General features: G+C 65.0%; 14 protein-coding genes. 1 reads left to right on the top strand and 13 read right to left on the bottom strand.

From position 1 onward, the window contains the following. Positions 1 to 75: 75 nt before the first annotated feature. Entirely contained in the window at positions 76 to 396 is a 321-nt protein-coding gene (gene trxA / locus ACD578_RS22740) for a thioredoxin (RefSeq protein WP_152709470.1), read from the top strand. Between the two features lie 242 nt (positions 397 to 638). Here the strand turns inward: trxA and ACD578_RS22735 are convergent, their stop codons facing one another. From ACD578_RS22735 to ACD578_RS22675, 13 genes are all read right to left on the bottom strand, one after another. Then, complete coding sequence (locus tag ACD578_RS22735; RefSeq protein WP_404288732.1) at positions 639 to 1,964, bottom strand: bifunctional folylpolyglutamate synthase/dihydrofolate synthase; 1,326 nt, start codon at positions 1,962 to 1,964, stop codon at positions 639 to 641. 70 nt (positions 1,965 to 2,034) lie between these two features. Continuing rightward, positions 2,035 to 2,925: an acetyl-CoA carboxylase, carboxyltransferase subunit beta gene (accD, locus tag ACD578_RS22730; protein ID WP_404288730.1), complete on the bottom strand. Its 891-nt coding sequence runs from the start codon at positions 2,923 to 2,925 to the stop codon at positions 2,035 to 2,037. Positions 2,926 to 3,121: 196 nt separating this feature from the next. Beyond that, positions 3,122 to 3,961, bottom strand: coding sequence for a tryptophan synthase subunit alpha (gene trpA / locus ACD578_RS22725; protein ID WP_404288728.1), 840 nt, complete (start codon positions 3,959 to 3,961; stop codon positions 3,122 to 3,124). 148 nt (positions 3,962 to 4,109) lie between these two features. After that, on the bottom strand, positions 4,110 to 5,330 hold the full coding sequence (gene trpB, locus ACD578_RS22720) for a tryptophan synthase subunit beta (RefSeq protein ID WP_404288726.1): 1,221 nt from the start codon (positions 5,328 to 5,330) through the stop codon (positions 4,110 to 4,112). A 57-nt stretch (positions 5,331 to 5,387) separates the two neighbouring features. Continuing rightward, positions 5,388 to 6,050, bottom strand: coding sequence for a phosphoribosylanthranilate isomerase (locus ACD578_RS22715; RefSeq protein ID WP_404288724.1), 663 nt, complete (start codon positions 6,048 to 6,050; stop codon positions 5,388 to 5,390). A gap of 13 nt (positions 6,051 to 6,063) precedes the next feature. Continuing rightward, entirely contained in the window at positions 6,064 to 7,008 is a 945-nt protein-coding gene (locus tag ACD578_RS22710) for an ornithine cyclodeaminase family protein (RefSeq protein WP_404288722.1), read from the bottom strand. A 67-nt stretch (positions 7,009 to 7,075) separates the two neighbouring features. Further along, complete coding sequence (locus ACD578_RS22705; RefSeq protein WP_162002792.1) at positions 7,076 to 7,429, bottom strand: LapA family protein; 354 nt, start codon at positions 7,427 to 7,429, stop codon at positions 7,076 to 7,078. Positions 7,430 to 7,469: 40 nt separating this feature from the next. Further along, complete coding sequence (gene ihfB, locus ACD578_RS22700; protein ID WP_152709482.1) at positions 7,470 to 7,784, bottom strand: integration host factor subunit beta; 315 nt, start codon at positions 7,782 to 7,784, stop codon at positions 7,470 to 7,472. Positions 7,785 to 7,810: 26 nt separating this feature from the next. Continuing rightward, the gene (sppA, locus tag ACD578_RS22695; RefSeq protein ID WP_152709484.1) at positions 7,811 to 8,776 is read right to left on the bottom strand and encodes a signal peptide peptidase SppA; all 966 of its coding nucleotides are present in this window, start codon (positions 8,774 to 8,776) and stop codon (positions 7,811 to 7,813) included. 292 nt (positions 8,777 to 9,068) lie between these two features. Continuing rightward, entirely contained in the window at positions 9,069 to 10,766 is a 1,698-nt protein-coding gene (gene rpsA, locus ACD578_RS22690; RefSeq protein ID WP_152709486.1) for a 30S ribosomal protein S1, read from the bottom strand. A 314-nt stretch (positions 10,767 to 11,080) separates the two neighbouring features. Further along, positions 11,081 to 12,301 carry an SMP-30/gluconolactonase/LRE family protein gene (locus ACD578_RS22685; protein WP_404288719.1) on the bottom strand — a complete coding sequence of 407 codons (1,221 nt, stop codon included), beginning with the start codon at positions 12,299 to 12,301 and terminating at the stop codon, positions 11,081 to 11,083. A gap of 257 nt (positions 12,302 to 12,558) precedes the next feature. Next, entirely contained in the window at positions 12,559 to 13,854 is a 1,296-nt protein-coding gene (locus tag ACD578_RS22680) for an MFS transporter (protein WP_404293999.1), read from the bottom strand. Between the two features lie 156 nt (positions 13,855 to 14,010). Then, on the bottom strand, positions 14,011 to 14,640 hold the full coding sequence (locus ACD578_RS22675; protein ID WP_404288717.1) for a 2-hydroxychromene-2-carboxylate isomerase: 630 nt from the start codon (positions 14,638 to 14,640) through the stop codon (positions 14,011 to 14,013). Positions 14,641 to 14,809: the final 169 nt, after the last annotated feature.

Here is a 14,809-nt window from a genome sequence, read left to right as displayed (position 1 = left end):
GAGCCGGGTTCTTACCTTGGCCCTATAGCCGAGCGGCTCGGGATATGAGTCGCGTTCAAAGTCAAAGGTGATCTGATGGCAACCGTAAAGGTGACCGACTCAAGCTTCGCGCAGGATGTCCTGCAATCCTCCGAGCCCGTCGTGGTCGATTTCTGGGCCGAATGGTGCGGACCCTGCCGCATGATCGGCCCGGCCCTGGAAGAGATTTCGGACGAGATGGCCGGCAAGGTGAAGATCGTCAAGCTCAACGTGGACGAGAACCCGCAGATCTCCTCCCAGCTCGGCATCCGCTCGATCCCGGCGCTGATGATGTTCAAGGACGGCAAGGTCGTCGCCCAGAAGGTCGGCGCCGCCCCCAAGGGCGAGCTGTCCCGCTGGATCCAGGCTTCGGCATAAGTTCGTTCCCGTTTTTGAAGAGATGCGAAGGGGCCGAAAGGCCCCTTTTCTTTTGCGTGGGTCATCTCCGGCCTGCACCGCGGAACCCAGGATCGCCAGACGAGAATGCGGGAACGCCATCCGTCATAGGGCCGTCCCTGGACTTGATCCGGGGATCGGTCCCGGCCATCCCGATCATGGAACGCGCAGCCCTTCAACCTGTCGAGATCACCGGTACAGGGCCGATGATGATGATGGGAGAGCTACTCCGGCAAAGTCCCGTTCGCCGCCAGGACCTCGCCGGCGAGATAAAGCGAGCCGCAGATCAGCACGCGGGGCGGGCGGTCCCAGACATAGTTGTGGAGCGCGGCGAGCGCCGATTCGACGCTGGAAGCAATCGAGGTCGTGAGCCCGACGCTTGCCGCAAGGGTTGCGACTTCCTCGGCGGGGCGCGCCGCGATCTGGCCCGAGATCGGCACCGCAATCACCTCGCGGGCGAGACCGGAGAAATTTTTGAAGAAGGCCTGGGAATCCTTCGTGCCGAGCATGCCCGCGATGAGCACGAGGGGCGCATCCGAGCGCTCGCTCTGGTCGGCCATCGCGGCGGCGAGAACCCGGCCGCCATCCTGGTTGTGGCCGCCGTCGAGCCAAAGCTCACAGCCCTGCGGGGCGATCTCGGGCAGGCGGCCTCGGTTGAGGCGCTGGAGGCGGCCCGGCCATTCGGCGCGGGTGAGGCCCGCCTCGAAAGCCGAGGTCTCGAACTGCTCGAAGCCGGCCGCGCGCAAGGCCGCGATGGCCGTGCCGGCATTCGTGAATTGATGCCGCCCGATGAGCTTGGGACGCGGCAGGTCGAGGAGGCCCTTCTCGTCCTGATAGACCAGACGCCCTCCCTCCTCGTGCACGGAGAAATCCTGCTGGCCGACGAGGAGCGGCAAGGCGCCGATGCGCTCCGCCTCGTCGCGCAGGGTCTGGTCGGCTTCCAAATAATCCTGCGGGGCGATGATGGCGGGGCAGCCGCGCTTGAAGATGCCCGCCTTCTCCTTGGCGATGGCCTCCAGCGTCGTGCCGAGATATTCCGCGTGGTCGTGGCCGATGGGCGTGGCGACGGCGGCGGCCGGCCTGTCAATGACGTTGGTGGCGTCGAAGCGGCCGCCGAGGCCGACCTCGAGCAGGAGCACGTCGGCAGGCTCCTCCGAGAAGATCAGCAGGGCCGCCGCGGTCGTGATCTCGAACACGGTGATGGGCTCGCCCGCGTTCACCGCCTCGCAGCGGCGGAAGGCTTCGACGAGCCTCTCCTCGCTCACATAGCGCCCGCCCCCGAACCGCCCGAGCCGAATACGCTCGTGGAAGCGCACGAGATGGGGCGAGGTATAGACATGGACGGCGAGCCCCGCGCTCTCCAGGATCGCCCGCATGAAGGCGATGGTCGAGCCCTTGCCGTTGGTGCCGGCCACATGGATCACCGGCGGCAGGCGGCGCTCCGGATGGCCGAGCTGGCCCAGAAGCCGCTGGATGCGCCCGAGCGAGAGATCGATGGTCTTCGGGTGCAGGGCGAGAAAGCGCGCAATCAGCGCATCGGAGGATTCCATCGCCCTGCTCCAAGCATGATCTGAAAAAGTGGGAAGCGGTTTTTCAGCAAGACCATGCGACAACAATAAGTTACTCGGCGGCGACAGCGACGGCCGTCGTCTCCGGCGCGGAAGCCGGCGCCTTGGTGAAGAGGCGCGACAGGCGCGCGACGGTCGGCTTCAGGTCGTGCCGGTGCACGACCGCGTCCACCATGCCGTGCTCCTTCAGATACTCGGCGCGCTGGAAGCCGTCGGGCAGCTTCTCGCGGATGGTCTGCTCGATCACGCGCGGGCCGGCAAAGCCGATGAGCGCGCCGGGCTCGGCGAGATGCACGTCGCCGAGCATGGCGTAGGACGCCGTCACGCCGCCCGTGGTCGGGTTGGTGAGCACGACGATGTAGGGGAGCTTCGCATCGCGCAGGCGGCGGATCGCCACCGTGGTGCGCGGCATCTGCATGAGGGAGAGGATGCCCTCCTGCATGCGCGCGCCGCCGGAGCCGGCGAAGAGCACAAAGGGCGTCTTCTTGTCGAGCGCCGTCTCGGCGCCCTTGATGAAGGCCTCGCCCGCGGCCATGCCGAGGGAGCCGCCCATGAAGCCGAAATCCTGCACGGCGATGGTCATCGGCAGGTCCTCGACCCGGCCGAAGCCGACCTTGAACGCGTCCTGCTGGCCGGTCTTGGTGCGGGCGTCCTTCAGGCGGTCGATATACTTCTTCTCGTCGCGGAACTTGAGCGGATCGACCGGCACTTCCGGCACGGCCACGTCGAGCCAGGTGGCGCCGTCGAACATGAGCTGCAGGCGCTGGGTGGCGGAGATGCGCATGTGGTGGTTGGAACCGGGGATCACCCACTGGTTTGCCTCCACGTCCTTGTGGAACACGACCTGCCCCGTCTCCGGGCACTTGATCCAGAGATTGTCCGGCGTCTCGCGCTTGAAGAGCGTCTTGATCTTCGGACGGACGACTTCGGAAATCCAGTTCATCGCTTACCCTTTTCTGTCAGCACCCCGGAAGCCCTGCCCTCGTCCTGAGGAGCGAGCGTGCTCGCGTCCCGAAGGATCAGGGCGCCTCCAGTGCTCTCTGGATCCTCCTTCGAGACGCCGCTTCGCGGCTCCTCAGGATGAGGCAGAGCGTTATGACCCAGTCTCCTCGGCATGAGAGGAGACCTTGCCTTATGTATTAGGCCGCGGCGCGTTTTGCCACCGAGCGCACGCCGTCGCTCAATTCCTTCACCAGCTTCGTGACCGCCTCAATGGTGCCTGCCGTTGCGCGATCCTGGCCATCGAGAGTGTTTTTCAGCGCATCGATGAGGGCCGAGCCCACCACCACGCCGTCGGCACCCTTGGCCACCGCCGCCGCATGGGCGCCGCTCTTGACGCCGAAGCCCACCACCACCGGCAGGGGCGTGTGGCGCTTGATCCGCTCCACGGCCGTGGCGACCTTGCCGAAATCCGGGGTCGCAGCGCCGGTGATGCCGGTGATCGAGACGTAATAGACGAAGCCCGCCGTGTTCGCGAGCACCGCCGGCAGGCGCTTGTCGTCGGTCGTCGGCGTGGCCAGCCGGATGAAGGCAAGGCCGGCCTTGAGGGCCGGCAGGCACAGCTCGTCGTCCTCTTCCGGCGGCAGATCGACGACGATCAGGCCGTCGATGCCGGCCTCCTTGGCGTCCTCGAGGAAGCGGTCGACGCCGTAGACGAAGATGGGATTGAAATAGCCCATGAGAATCACGGGCGTGTCCGCATCCTCGGCCCGGAAGCGGCGGATGAGATCGAGGGTCTTGACCGTATCCTGGCCCACCTTCAGGGCGCGCAGGCCCGCCGCCTGGATCGCCGGCCCGTCGGCCATCGGATCGGTGAAGGGCAGCCCGAACTCGACGATGTCGGCACCCGCCCTGGGCAGGCTCTTGAGAATCTGGAGCGAGGTCTCGGGATCCGGATCGCCGGCCATCACATAGGTGACGAGCGCGGCGCGGCCTTCCGCGCGGCACTTTTGGAAACGGGCTTCGATGCGTTGGGTCATGGGCGGGTCTTTAGCATGAGGACATCGGAATGAACACGCGTGTCATTCCCGGCCGGAGCGCAGCGAAGGGGAAGGGAATCCACCCGCACGCTCCACACTGCGGATCCCCTTCCCGGCCTTCGGCCGCCGGGGATGACACGGAGCATTTTCAAACGATCTGGTTACCCAGATGCTCGGCGATCTGGAACAGGTCCTTGTCGCCGCGGCCGCTGATATTGACCACCATCAGGTGATCCTTGGGCTTTTGCGGGGCCAGTTCCATCACCTTGGCGAGCGCGTGGCTGGGCTCGAGCGCGGGCAGGATGCCTTCGAGCCGCGAGCAGAGCTGGAAAGCCTCCAGCGCCTCCTCGTCGGTGGCGGAGATGTACGTCACCCGGCCCGTCTCGTGCAGCCAGGCGTGCTCCGGGCCGATGCCGGGATAGTCGAGGCCGGCCGAGATGGAATGCGCATCCGCGATCTGCCCATCCTGGTTCATGAGCAGATAGGTGCGGTTGCCGTGGAGCACGCCGGGGCGGCCGCCCGTCAACGACGCGGCATGGAGGCCGGACAGGCCATGGCCCGCCGCCTCGACGCCGTAGATCTCCACGTCCTTGTCGTCGAGGAACGGGTGGAACAGGCCGATGGCGTTGGAGCCGCCGCCGATGCAGGCGACGAGCGAATCCGGCAGGCGGCCTTCCGCCTGCATCATCTGCTCGCGGGTCTCGGTGCCGATCACGCACTGGAAGTCGCGCACCATGGCCGGATAGGGATGCGGACCCGCCACCGTGCCGATGCAGTAGAAGGTGTCGGAGACATTGGTGACCCAGTCGCGCAGGGCCTCGTTCATGGCGTCCTTGAGGGTCCGGGTGCCGGACTGCACCGGCACGACCTTGGCGCCGAGCATGTTCATGCGGAACACGTTGGGCTTCTGCCGCTCCACGTCGACGGCCCCCATATAGACCACGCAGTCGAGGCCGAAGCGCGCGCAGAGCGTCGCGGTGGCCACACCGTGCTGGCCCGCGCCTGTCTCGGCGATGATGCGCTTCTTGCCCATGCGGCGGGCGAGAAGGATCTGGCCCAGCACGTTGTTCACCTTGTGCGCGCCGGTATGGTTCAGCTCTTCGCGCTTGAAGTAGATTTTCGCTCCACCGAGATGTTCGGTCATGCGCTCTGCGAAATAGAGCGGGCTCGGACGGCCGATATAATGCGTGGAGAAATACGCCATGTCGGCATGGAAGGCCGGATCGTTCCTCGCCTCCTCGTAGGCCTTTTCCAGCTCGAGGATGTTCGGCATCAGGGTCTCGGCGACAAAGCGGCCGCCGAACTGGCCGAAATGCCCGCGCTCGTCGGGACCGGTGCGGAAGGAGTTGGGTTGGGCTTGAGCTGACACGGCCTGTCCTGCCTTGAAGATCTTAAGGCACGCCCGGGAGAGGACGCGCTGTCTAAACTAGTGATGGGCAGCAGCGAATGCTGTCCGGGCGGCCCTGATGAAAGCCTCGATCCTGGCCGGATCCTTGAGACCTGGTCCGCTTTCCACCCCGGACGACACGTCGACGGCCTGCGGCTTCGTGAGCCGGATCGCCTCCGCCACGTTGTCGGGATTGAGGCCCCCTGACAGCATGAAGAAAAGCCCGGGGTCAAGCCCGTTCAGGAGCCGCCAATCGAAGGCGATCCCGTTTCCGCCGGGGAGCGCGTTGGCCGCGCGGGGCGGCTTGGCATCGAGCAGGATGTGGTCGACGCCGGATGCATAGGGGCCAAGTGCCTGCAGATCCGAGGCTTCCGCGATACCGAAAGCCTTCATGACCGGGCGTCTGACCATGGAGCGGATCTCGGCCACGCGCTTGGGGCTTTCGCTTCCATGCAGCTGAATCAGGTCAGGGTTGATCGCCTCGATGGCCTGCGCGATCGCCTCGTCCTCCGGATTGACAAGCAGCACCACGCGCTGGGCGCGGCCCCTGGCCTGCAGGGAGAGACGGTGACCGAGATCGAGGCTGACGTGACGGGGGCTCTTGGGAAAGCGCACGAAGCCGACCATGTCCGCGCCTGCACCCAGGGCCACATCGAGGGTTTCGGGCGTCGAGAGCCCGCAGATTTTGATCAGACTATCCATAAGGGGTATTTTACTACACTTTTGCCAGGGAGCGCCACACCAGCATCGCCGCAGCCAGATCCTCCAGCGCGGTGCCGACCGACTTGAAGGCCGTGATGGCCGCGGGGTCGCGGCGCGGCGGGTTGTGGCACAGATCCGTCAAGGTGCCGCGGATATGGCTCTCGGAGATGGCGCCCCGGGACAGGGCCACCGCGACGTCCCCGCCTTCCGACTTGGCGGCGGGCGTGTCGACATAGACTTGAGCCCGGCGCAGGGCCTCATCGTCGGCTTCGCGCATCTTGAGATTGAACGCGCCGACGAGATCGAGATGCGCGCCCGCCTTCAGCCAGGCTCCCGTGACGATGGGAGTGGTCGAAAGGGTGGCGCAGGAGACGAGATCGGCCTCGCTTACGGCCGACTCCAGATCCGCCACCGCCGCGACGGGCAGGCCCTCGGCTCGCAACTCGGCAGCGAGGATTTCCGCCTTCTCGAGGTTATGGTTCCAGAGCGCCACCTCGCGGATCGGCCGCTGGCTCATATGGGCGCGGATCAGGAAAGGCGCGAGGGAGCCTGCACCAACCATGACCATGCGGCTGGCATCGTCGCGGGCGAGATGGCGCGCGGCAAGCGCCGAGGCGGCGGCGGTGCGCCAAACCGTCAGGCGGGTCCCGTCAAGAACCGAGACAGGCTCGCCCGTGGCGCCGTCCATCAGCAGATAGGAGCCCGTCACGCTTGGAAGGCCTTTGGCGCCGTTCTCCGGAAAGACGGAGACGATCTTCACGCCGATGAAACCCTCCTGCATGGCAGGACCGGTCCAGGACGGCATGAGCAGGAGTGTGCCCTGGGCGCCGGGACGCTCGATCTCGTGGTGATGGCGCACCGGCGTGACCATATCGCCGCGAAAGGCCTCGGCCAGGGCATCGATCAGGGCCGGAAAGCTGAGAACCCGATCGATCTCGGCAGAGGTCACGACGCGCATGGGAGAGTCTCTTCTGAGGAGCGCATCGTTGGTTGCGGAAACCGGAGCCACGTTTCCGCACGATGCGTTAGAACCTGGAGCTTTGAGCGGAAGGAACCGTGGCCGGCACGGTGGTGGCCGGGGCGCCCTGCGATTTGAGGCGCTCGGTCTCATAGCGCAGCTGCCGCGTCTCGCGCCTCAGCTGACGGCGGGACTTGCGGTTTTTGCCTTGCGCAAGCCAGCTCGCCACGCCGCCGATCACCACACCGAGCATGACGGCGGCGAAGATCACGGCGAAGAGGGGCAGCTGAGCGGCGAATTCCGGCGCGTCCTGCGAGAACGGATCCAGCGACAGGGTCACCGGAGCGCGGTTCGCGACAGCGAGCAGAACGACCAGGATGGCAATCGGCAGGAGAATGAGCGCCTTCAGAAAGCGAATCACGAACACCTCTCAAGAATGACTTCAAGGATCCCGTCAGGGATCACTGGGCGGCCGCGGCCTTGAGCACCTTCGGAGCCGGAGCATTGAGCCGCTGACGCATTTCCTTGCCCGTCTTGAAGACGGGAACGACCTTTTCGGAGATGGAAACGGATGCACCCGTGCGCGGGTTGCGACCCGTGCGGGCATCCCGCTTCTTTACCGAGAACGCGCCGAAGCCGCGCAGCTCGACCCGGTCGCCCCTGGCGAGGGCGTCGGCGATGGTGTCGAGGATCGCGTTCACGATCTTCTCCACGTCGCGCTGGTAGAGATGCGGGTTCTGCTCAGCGATCTTGAGCACCAGTTCGGATTTGATCATGGAGTGGCTATATCTTTGACGTTGCTTTATTTTTCCAAAGGTTGCCAGACAGCCAGGAGGCCGTCAAGTTGCGCAACCTGCCCATGAGCCGATGTCCTGCGCAGCGCCTCGGCCACGCGCTCGAAACCGAAGAGATCGGCCACGGTCGCGCTCATGGCGAAGATCGAAAGATCCCGGTCGCTGCTCGGTTTCCAATCGCGAATCGGCAGGTCCTTGGCCACGCCCTTCGTCTGCTCGAGCCAGGCGACCGCATCCCGCTCGCCGCCGATCTTGTCGACGAGCTTCATGGGCACGCCCTGACGGCCGCTGAAGACTTGACCGGTGGAGGCGGTGGCCAACTCGCCCTCGCTGAGGCGGCGACGGTCGCGCACCAGGGCCTTGAACCAGTCGTAGGTGTCGTTGACCACCGCCTGCATGGCGGCACGGGCTTCCGGCGATGTGGGCTTGAAGGGGCTCGGCTCCGCCTTGAGCGGCGAGGATTTCACCTCCTCCAGCTTCACGCCGACCTGGCCCATGAGTCCCGACAGGTCGGGATATTGGAACAGCACCCCGATGGAGCCCACGAGCGAGGTCTCGCGCGCGACGATGTAATCGGTCGCGATGGCCGTGATGTAGCCGCCCGAAGCGGCCGTTCCGTCGACGAAGGTGACGACGGGCTTCTTCTCGGCGAGCCGGCGGATGTTGCGATAGAGCTCCTCGGAGCCCGTCGTCGTGCCGCCGGGGCTGTTGATGGAAATCACGACGCCGGAGACCGCGTTCGAATCGCCCACGCGCTGCATCAGGTCGGCGAGGCGCTGGTTGCCGGTGATCACGCCGTCGACGGAAATGCGCGCGATCTGGTTCTGGATCGCGCCATATCCCGCCCGGTCGGCCGCAGCGTAGCCGAGGGCGGCAACGGCCGCGATGAGGCCCGAGAATCCCGCAACGCGCCAGAAGGAGAGCTTGCGGCGCAGACGGCGGCGGTCGGCGATGGCTTCGGCATCGATGGACATCGATTGGTCTCTTGCTGGTTCCAGATCGGATGAGAAGGGCTGCACCCTAGAGCATCGGACCCGAAAGTGGAAACCACTTTTGGAATCCATCCGACGCTCAATTCCTTAAGTAGCGCATCGTCTTGAGCGGAAAACCGGGCGCGCTTTTCCGCGCGATGCGCTGCGAGGCACATAGGGCGGCAAGCGCGCCGGCCAACAAAAAAACCCGCGCGATGGCTCGCGCGGGTTCACGAAATAAAAAATCCCCGGGCTTTAAGCCCGGGGATCCAATCAGGTTTCTTTTCGAGCCCGATTATTTCTTGTCCTTGGCCTTCAGAGCGGCGCCGAGGATGTCGCCGAGCGACGCACCCGAATCGGCCGAGCCGTACTGAGCCATGGCTTCCTTCTCCTCAGCGACCTCGAGGGCCTTGATGGAGACGGTGACGCGACGGGCCTTGCGGTCGAACTGCGTGACGCGGGCATCGAGCTTCTCGCCGGGGGCGAAGCGCTCGGGGCGCTGGTCGGCGCGGTCACGAGCGAGCTCGTTGCGCTTGATGAAGGTGGAGAGGTCGGTGTCGACGATCTTCACTTCCAGGCCGCCGTCCTTCACCTCGAGAACCTCGCAGGTGACGATCTGGCCCTTCTTGATCTCGCCGGCTTCGGCGAAGGGATCGCCCGCAAGCTGCTTGATGCCCAGCGAGATGCGCTCCTTCTCGACGTCCACGTCGAGAACCTGAGCACGGACGATGTCGCCCTTCTTGAAGTCGTCGATGACCTGCTCGCCCGGACGGTTCCAGTCGAGGTCCGAGAGGTGGACCATGCCGTCGACGTCGTTCTCGAGACCGATGAACAGACCGAACTCGGTCTTGTTCTTGACCTCGCCTTCGACTTCGGAGCCGACAGGATGCTTCTCGGCGAAAGCATCCCACGGGTTCTGGAGCGTCTGCTTCAGACCCAGCGAGATGCGGCGCTTCACCTGATCGACCTCGAGGATCACGACCTCAACCTCCTGCGAGGTGGAGATGATCTTGCCCGGGTGGACGTTCTTCTTCGTCCAGGACATCTCGGAGACGTGGATCAGGCCTTCGATGCCGGGCTCGAGCTCGACGAACGCACCGTAATCGGTGATGTTCGTGACGCGGCCCTTCAGCTTCGCCTGGACCGGGTAGCGGGCGGCGATGCCTTCCCACGGATCAGCCAGCAGCTGCTTGATGCCCAGCGAGATGCGGTGCGTCTCGTGGTTGATCTTGATGATCTTCACCTTCACCGTCTGGCCGATGGTTACGACCTCGGACGGATGGTTCACGCGGCGCCATGCCATGTCGGTGACGTGCAGCAGGCCGTCGATGCCGCCGAGATCAACGAACGCACCGTACTCGGTGATGTTCTTGACCACGCCGTCGATGACCTGACCCTCTTCGAGGTTCGCCACGAGCTCGGAACGCTGCTCGGCGCGGCTCTCTTCGAGAACCGTGCGGCGCGACACGACGATGTTGCCGCGGCGGCGATCCATCTTGAGGATCTGGAACGGCTGAGCCACGCCCATGAGCGGGGTGACGTCGCGGACCGGGCGGATATCGACCTGCGAGCGGGGCAGGAACGCCACGGCGCCGTCGAGGTCGACCGTGTAGCCGCCCTTCACCTGGTTGAAGATCGTGCCGTTGACGCGCTCGCCGGCCTCGAAGGCCTTCTCGAGCTTCACCCACGACTCTTCGCGGCGGGCCTTGTCACGGGAGATGACGGCCTCGCCCAGCGCATTCTCGATGCGCTCGACATAGACCTCGACCTCGTCACCGACGACGACCGTCTGGTCGCGGTTCGGGCCGGCAAATTCTTTGAGGGCGACGCGACCTTCGGTCTTGGCGCCGATATCGATGACCGCGACGTCCTTTTCGATCGCGACCACCTTGCCCTTCACGACCGAGCCTTCGCTGATCTCGTTCGTGCGGAAGGATTCTTCGAGCAGGGCCGCGAAATCTTCACGGCTCGGCTGTTGCAAAGCTGCAGACATAGGTTCTCCTGAATGGCCCTCGTTTAAAGGGGCAACGCCGGCGGCTCGTGTTAACGGGCCGTTTCCAGCCGCCGCTGCCTGAGGACGCCCCTTTTAGGGCCATGTCCGAGGCATGCCGCTCATTGAGCGGGCCGGCGTATCATCGACGGATGGAAACGCTTGTACCGACAAGACTTTTCGGAACACCGCGAGGGCGCGGAACACGCACCCTTACAATCGAAAACCGTCAATGTCTTGTCGGATGGGGGTTCTTTTATCCCATGTGGCCCCGGATCACAAGGCTTTCAAGCCATTCGGCCGGGGCCCGCATCACCTCACCCCGGACCTGCACCCTGAGTGTTGACATAGACCGCGTAGAGCGACTGGCTGGCCGCCATGAACAGACGGTTACGCTTGGGGCCGCCGAAGCAGATATTGCCGCAAACCTCGGGCAGGCGAATGCGTCCCATGAGCTTGCCCTCCGGTGTCCAGACGGTGACGCCGCTGTAGCCGACCGCCCGGCCGGCATTGCTCGAAGCCCACAGGTTGCCGTCCACGTCGCAGCGCAGGCCGTCGGGGCCGCATTTCACCCCGTCGATCGTGCAGTCGGAAAACAGCCGCCGGTTCGAAAGCTTGTTGTCGGTGCCGACGTCGAAGACGTGAATGTCGCTCTTGCCGCCAGCGCCCGTGTCGCCCGGACCCTTGCCCGTGCTCGCGACATAGAGCCTCTTGTAGTCCGGCGAGAAGCACAATCCGTTGGGATCGGGAACCTGGTCCTCCGTCACCACGAGGTCGACGCGGCCGCTCGGATCGACACGGTAGCAGTTCGTCGGCAGCTCCCGTCGCGCGCTGCCGATGCCGGCAGCTTGGCCAAGCTTGGGATTGAGCCGTCCGCCCGCATTGCTCGGCCCGCCCTGAATGTCGGGCGCGCCTTCATAAAGCTGGCCGCCATAGGGCGGGTCCGTAAACCAGTAGCTGCCATCAGGATGGGCCACCACGTCGTTGGGCGAGTTGAGGCGCTTCCCCTCGAACGAATCGGCCAGCACCGTGACCGATCCGTCGAGCTCGTACCGGACGACCCGCCGGGTCAGATGTTCGCAGGAGAGCTGGCGGCCCTGGAAGTCGAAGCTGTTGCCGTTGCTGTTGTTCGACGGCATGCGGAACACGCTCACGCGGCCGTCGTCCTCGAGCCAGCGCATCTGCCGGTTGTTCGGAATGTCGCTCCAGACGAGATAGCGCCCCTGGGCGTTCCAGGCCGGCCCCTCGGACCAGAGCGCTCCCGTCCAGAGACGGGTGATGGCGCTGTTCGGCTGGGCATATTGGTTGAAGAGCGGGTCGACCGTAATGACGTCCGGGTCCGTGAAATAGGTCGTCGGAGCGCCACCGGGGCCGAAATCCCGCGGAGGATTCGTCACCGTGCTGGGAGGCTGGGCGGGAGTCTGGGCCCATGCGGCGCCGGATCCGGCCACGACGGCTCCGGCACCCATGGCCTTGATGAGACTGCGTCTGGACAGGATATCAGGATACTCGACCGGCGAACGTCGCTGCGAAGTCATGGACACCTCCCTGTTTCGGCGTCTTTTTCACCCGCTGGTCGGCGGACCGCGAGTCTCGCTGAATGGATCAGAATCCCATATTTCAGCGAAGCTTGAACTGTTCTTTTGAGGAATGCGGTCAAGGGCCGACTCGAAAGAGTTATTGGGCCCGTCACCGCGCATGCCGATTGCAGGGGCTCGCAGCCATAAACGATTCACCCCCGCTTTCCGGAAAAGCGGGGGGTGAAAAGGATGGATCGATGTCAGAGGGCTCGTCCTCAGTCCTCGTGAATGAGGCTGTGCTCGCGGGTGTCCTTCATCCCGAGATAGACGATGAGGGACAGGCCGATCATGGCGGTCACGTACCAGAAGAAGCCGTATTCGATGCCGGCCTGCTTGAACCAGAGCGCCACGTATTCGGCCGTGCCGCCGAAGACCGTGTTGGCGATGGCATAGGGCAAGGCGACGCCCAGCGCCCGGATATGCGCCGGGAACATCTCGGCCTTCACCACCGCGTTGATCGAGGTATAGCCGGTGACGATCACGAGCGCCGCGAGGCAGAGGGCGAAGGCCACATACGGATCCTTCGCGCCGGCGAGCGTCGAGAAGATCAGGTAGGTGAACAGCACGCCGAGAATGCCGAAGCCCACCATCAGGGGCTTGCGGCCGATCTTGTCCGACAAGGCGCCGGCCACGGGCTGCAGCAGCATGAAGACGAAGAGCGCCGCCGCCGTGATCTGGCTCGCCGACTCGCGGGAGAAGCCCGAGGTGTTGACCAGGAACTTCTGCAGGTAGGTGGTATAGGCATAGAAGGCGAGCGTGCCGCCGGCGGTGAGCGCGATGACCGTGAAGGCCTGGCGGGGATATTTGGTAAAGAGCGCGAGGCCGCTGGAGCGTGGCGCCGCCGCGCCCTGCGCGTTCTTGTAGGATTCCGTCTCGGCGAGGCCGCGGCGGAGGTAGAACACGATCACCGCGAGCACGCCGCCGATGGCGAACGGGATGCGCCAGCCCCAGGCCTCGAGATTCTGCTCGGACATGGCCTGCTGCAGGATCAGCAGCACGGCAAGCGCGATCAGCTGACCCGAGATCAGCGTCACGTACTGGAAGCTCGAGAAGAAGCCGCGCCGGCTTTTTCCTGCCATTTCGCTCAGGTAGGTCGCGCTGGCGCCGTACTCGCCGCCGACGCTGATGCCCTGGAGCAGGCGCGCCAGAATCAGGATGATCGGAGCGAGCACGCCGATGCTGTCATAGCCCGGCGTGACGGCGATCATCAGCGAGCCCGTGCACATCAGCGTCACCGAGAGGGTGAGGCCCGCCTTGCGGCCCTTCCGGTCGGCATAGATGCCCATGATCCAGGCGCCGATCGGGCGCATGAGGAAGCCGACGGCGAAGACGGCCGCCGCGTTCAGGAGCTGGGCGGTCTGATCGCCCTTGGGAAAGAAGATGGGCGCGAAATAGAGGGTGAAGGCTGAATAGACGTACCAATCGTACCACTCGACCATGTTGCCGGCCGATCCGCCGAGGATCGACTTGAGACGGCCTTTCTGGTCGGCGACACTGTTTTTCATCAACATCATGCGACTCGTTTTCCAACGTGGGCACACGCTCCAAACGAGGAGCGCATGGCTTTACGGAGAGGATGGAAGGATTGTCGGAAGGGGCGGCAGCGTTTGGCGTGTCACTGCGGCCTTATTTGGTTGACCCCGACATAGAGCCAGCTCGACCTCGGGTCAAACCGGCCAGTCCGAGCGCCTTGCCTGGGCGACGGCCCAGTCGAGGGCCTGTTCGAGGCGGTCGTTGCCCCAGAACATCTCGCCGTCCTCGGTGAAGAAGGTCGGCGCGCCGAAGATGCCGCGGGACTGGACCTCGTCGCCCATCCGGCGCAGGCGCATCTTGTTGGCGTCTGTCTGCGCCTCGGCCAGGATGGCCTCGGCCGCGAGCCCCAGCTCCGTCAGAATGCCGGTCAGCACCGCCGGATCGGCGATGTCGCGGCACTCGCCAAACTCGGCCGTGTAGACGGCCTTCGTGAAGGCGGGGGTCCAGCCGGGCTCGATGCCCAGGAGCGCGATGCGCGCCGCCGTGAGCCCATTCTGGGGAAAGGTCTTGGGGCGGTAGAAGGGCAGACCGAGCCGGGCGGCCTCCCGCTCCATGTCCCGCCACATGTAGCGCCCCTTGTCCGGATAGCGCGCAAAGGGCGAGGTCTCCAGGCCTTGGGCCTTGAAGACGGGCCCGAGCAGGAACGGCCGCCAGAGGAGCACCACGCCGGCCTCCGCGGCGGCCTTTTCGACGCGCATGGCGGCGAGATAGGAATAGGTGGAGGCGAATTCGTACCAGAATTCGAGGTTCGGCTGACGGATCATGAGCGCCTTTCACTGCCAGAGCCCTGGAGGAAGGAACCGGCCCGCTTCCAAAGCCGGCTTTTCGCTCCATGATCTGACCTATCGCGTTCCTTTAAGTTATGGCAGCCCCCTGGCTTTCTGGTCAGGAATGCAGAGCGGGCATACCATGCGATCCGACCGAAAGTGGCTT

The sequence above is a fragment of the Microvirga sp. RSM25 genome (genome assembly GCF_044784385.1).
Classification (GTDB): Bacteria; Pseudomonadota; Alphaproteobacteria; order Rhizobiales; family Beijerinckiaceae; genus Microvirga; species Microvirga tunisiensis.
This window is presented reverse-complemented; position numbering and strand designations above follow the sequence as displayed.

Excerpts from the sequence above, each read along its gene's own strand:
- trxA (WP_152709470.1), top strand. The coding sequence starts at position 76 with ATGGCAACCGTAAAGGTGACCGACTCAAGCTTCGCGCAGGATGTCCTG.
- ACD578_RS22735 (WP_404288732.1), bottom strand. The coding sequence starts at position 1,964 with ATGGAATCCTCCGATGCGCTGATTGCGCGCTTTCTCGCCCTGCACCCG.
- accD (WP_404288730.1), bottom strand. The coding sequence starts at position 2,925 with ATGAACTGGATTTCCGAAGTCGTCCGTCCGAAGATCAAGACGCTCTTC.
- trpA (WP_404288728.1), bottom strand. The coding sequence starts at position 3,961 with ATGACCCAACGCATCGAAGCCCGTTTCCAAAAGTGCCGCGCGGAAGGC.
- ACD578_RS22715 (WP_404288724.1), bottom strand. The coding sequence starts at position 6,050 with ATGGATAGTCTGATCAAAATCTGCGGGCTCTCGACGCCCGAAACCCTC.
- ACD578_RS22710 (WP_404288722.1), bottom strand. The coding sequence starts at position 7,008 with ATGCGCGTCGTGACCTCTGCCGAGATCGATCGGGTTCTCAGCTTTCCG.
- ihfB (WP_152709482.1), bottom strand. The coding sequence starts at position 7,784 with ATGATCAAATCCGAACTGGTGCTCAAGATCGCTGAGCAGAACCCGCAT.
- sppA (WP_152709484.1), bottom strand. The coding sequence starts at position 8,776 with ATGTCCATCGATGCCGAAGCCATCGCCGACCGCCGCCGTCTGCGCCGC.
- rpsA (WP_152709486.1), bottom strand. The coding sequence starts at position 10,766 with ATGTCTGCAGCTTTGCAACAGCCGAGCCGTGAAGATTTCGCGGCCCTG.
- ACD578_RS22685 (WP_404288719.1), bottom strand. The coding sequence starts at position 12,301 with ATGACTTCGCAGCGACGTTCGCCGGTCGAGTATCCTGATATCCTGTCC.
- ACD578_RS22680 (WP_404293999.1), bottom strand. The coding sequence starts at position 13,854 with ATGTTGATGAAAAACAGTGTCGCCGACCAGAAAGGCCGTCTCAAGTCG.
- ACD578_RS22675 (WP_404288717.1), bottom strand. The coding sequence starts at position 14,640 with ATGATCCGTCAGCCGAACCTCGAATTCTGGTACGAATTCGCCTCCACC.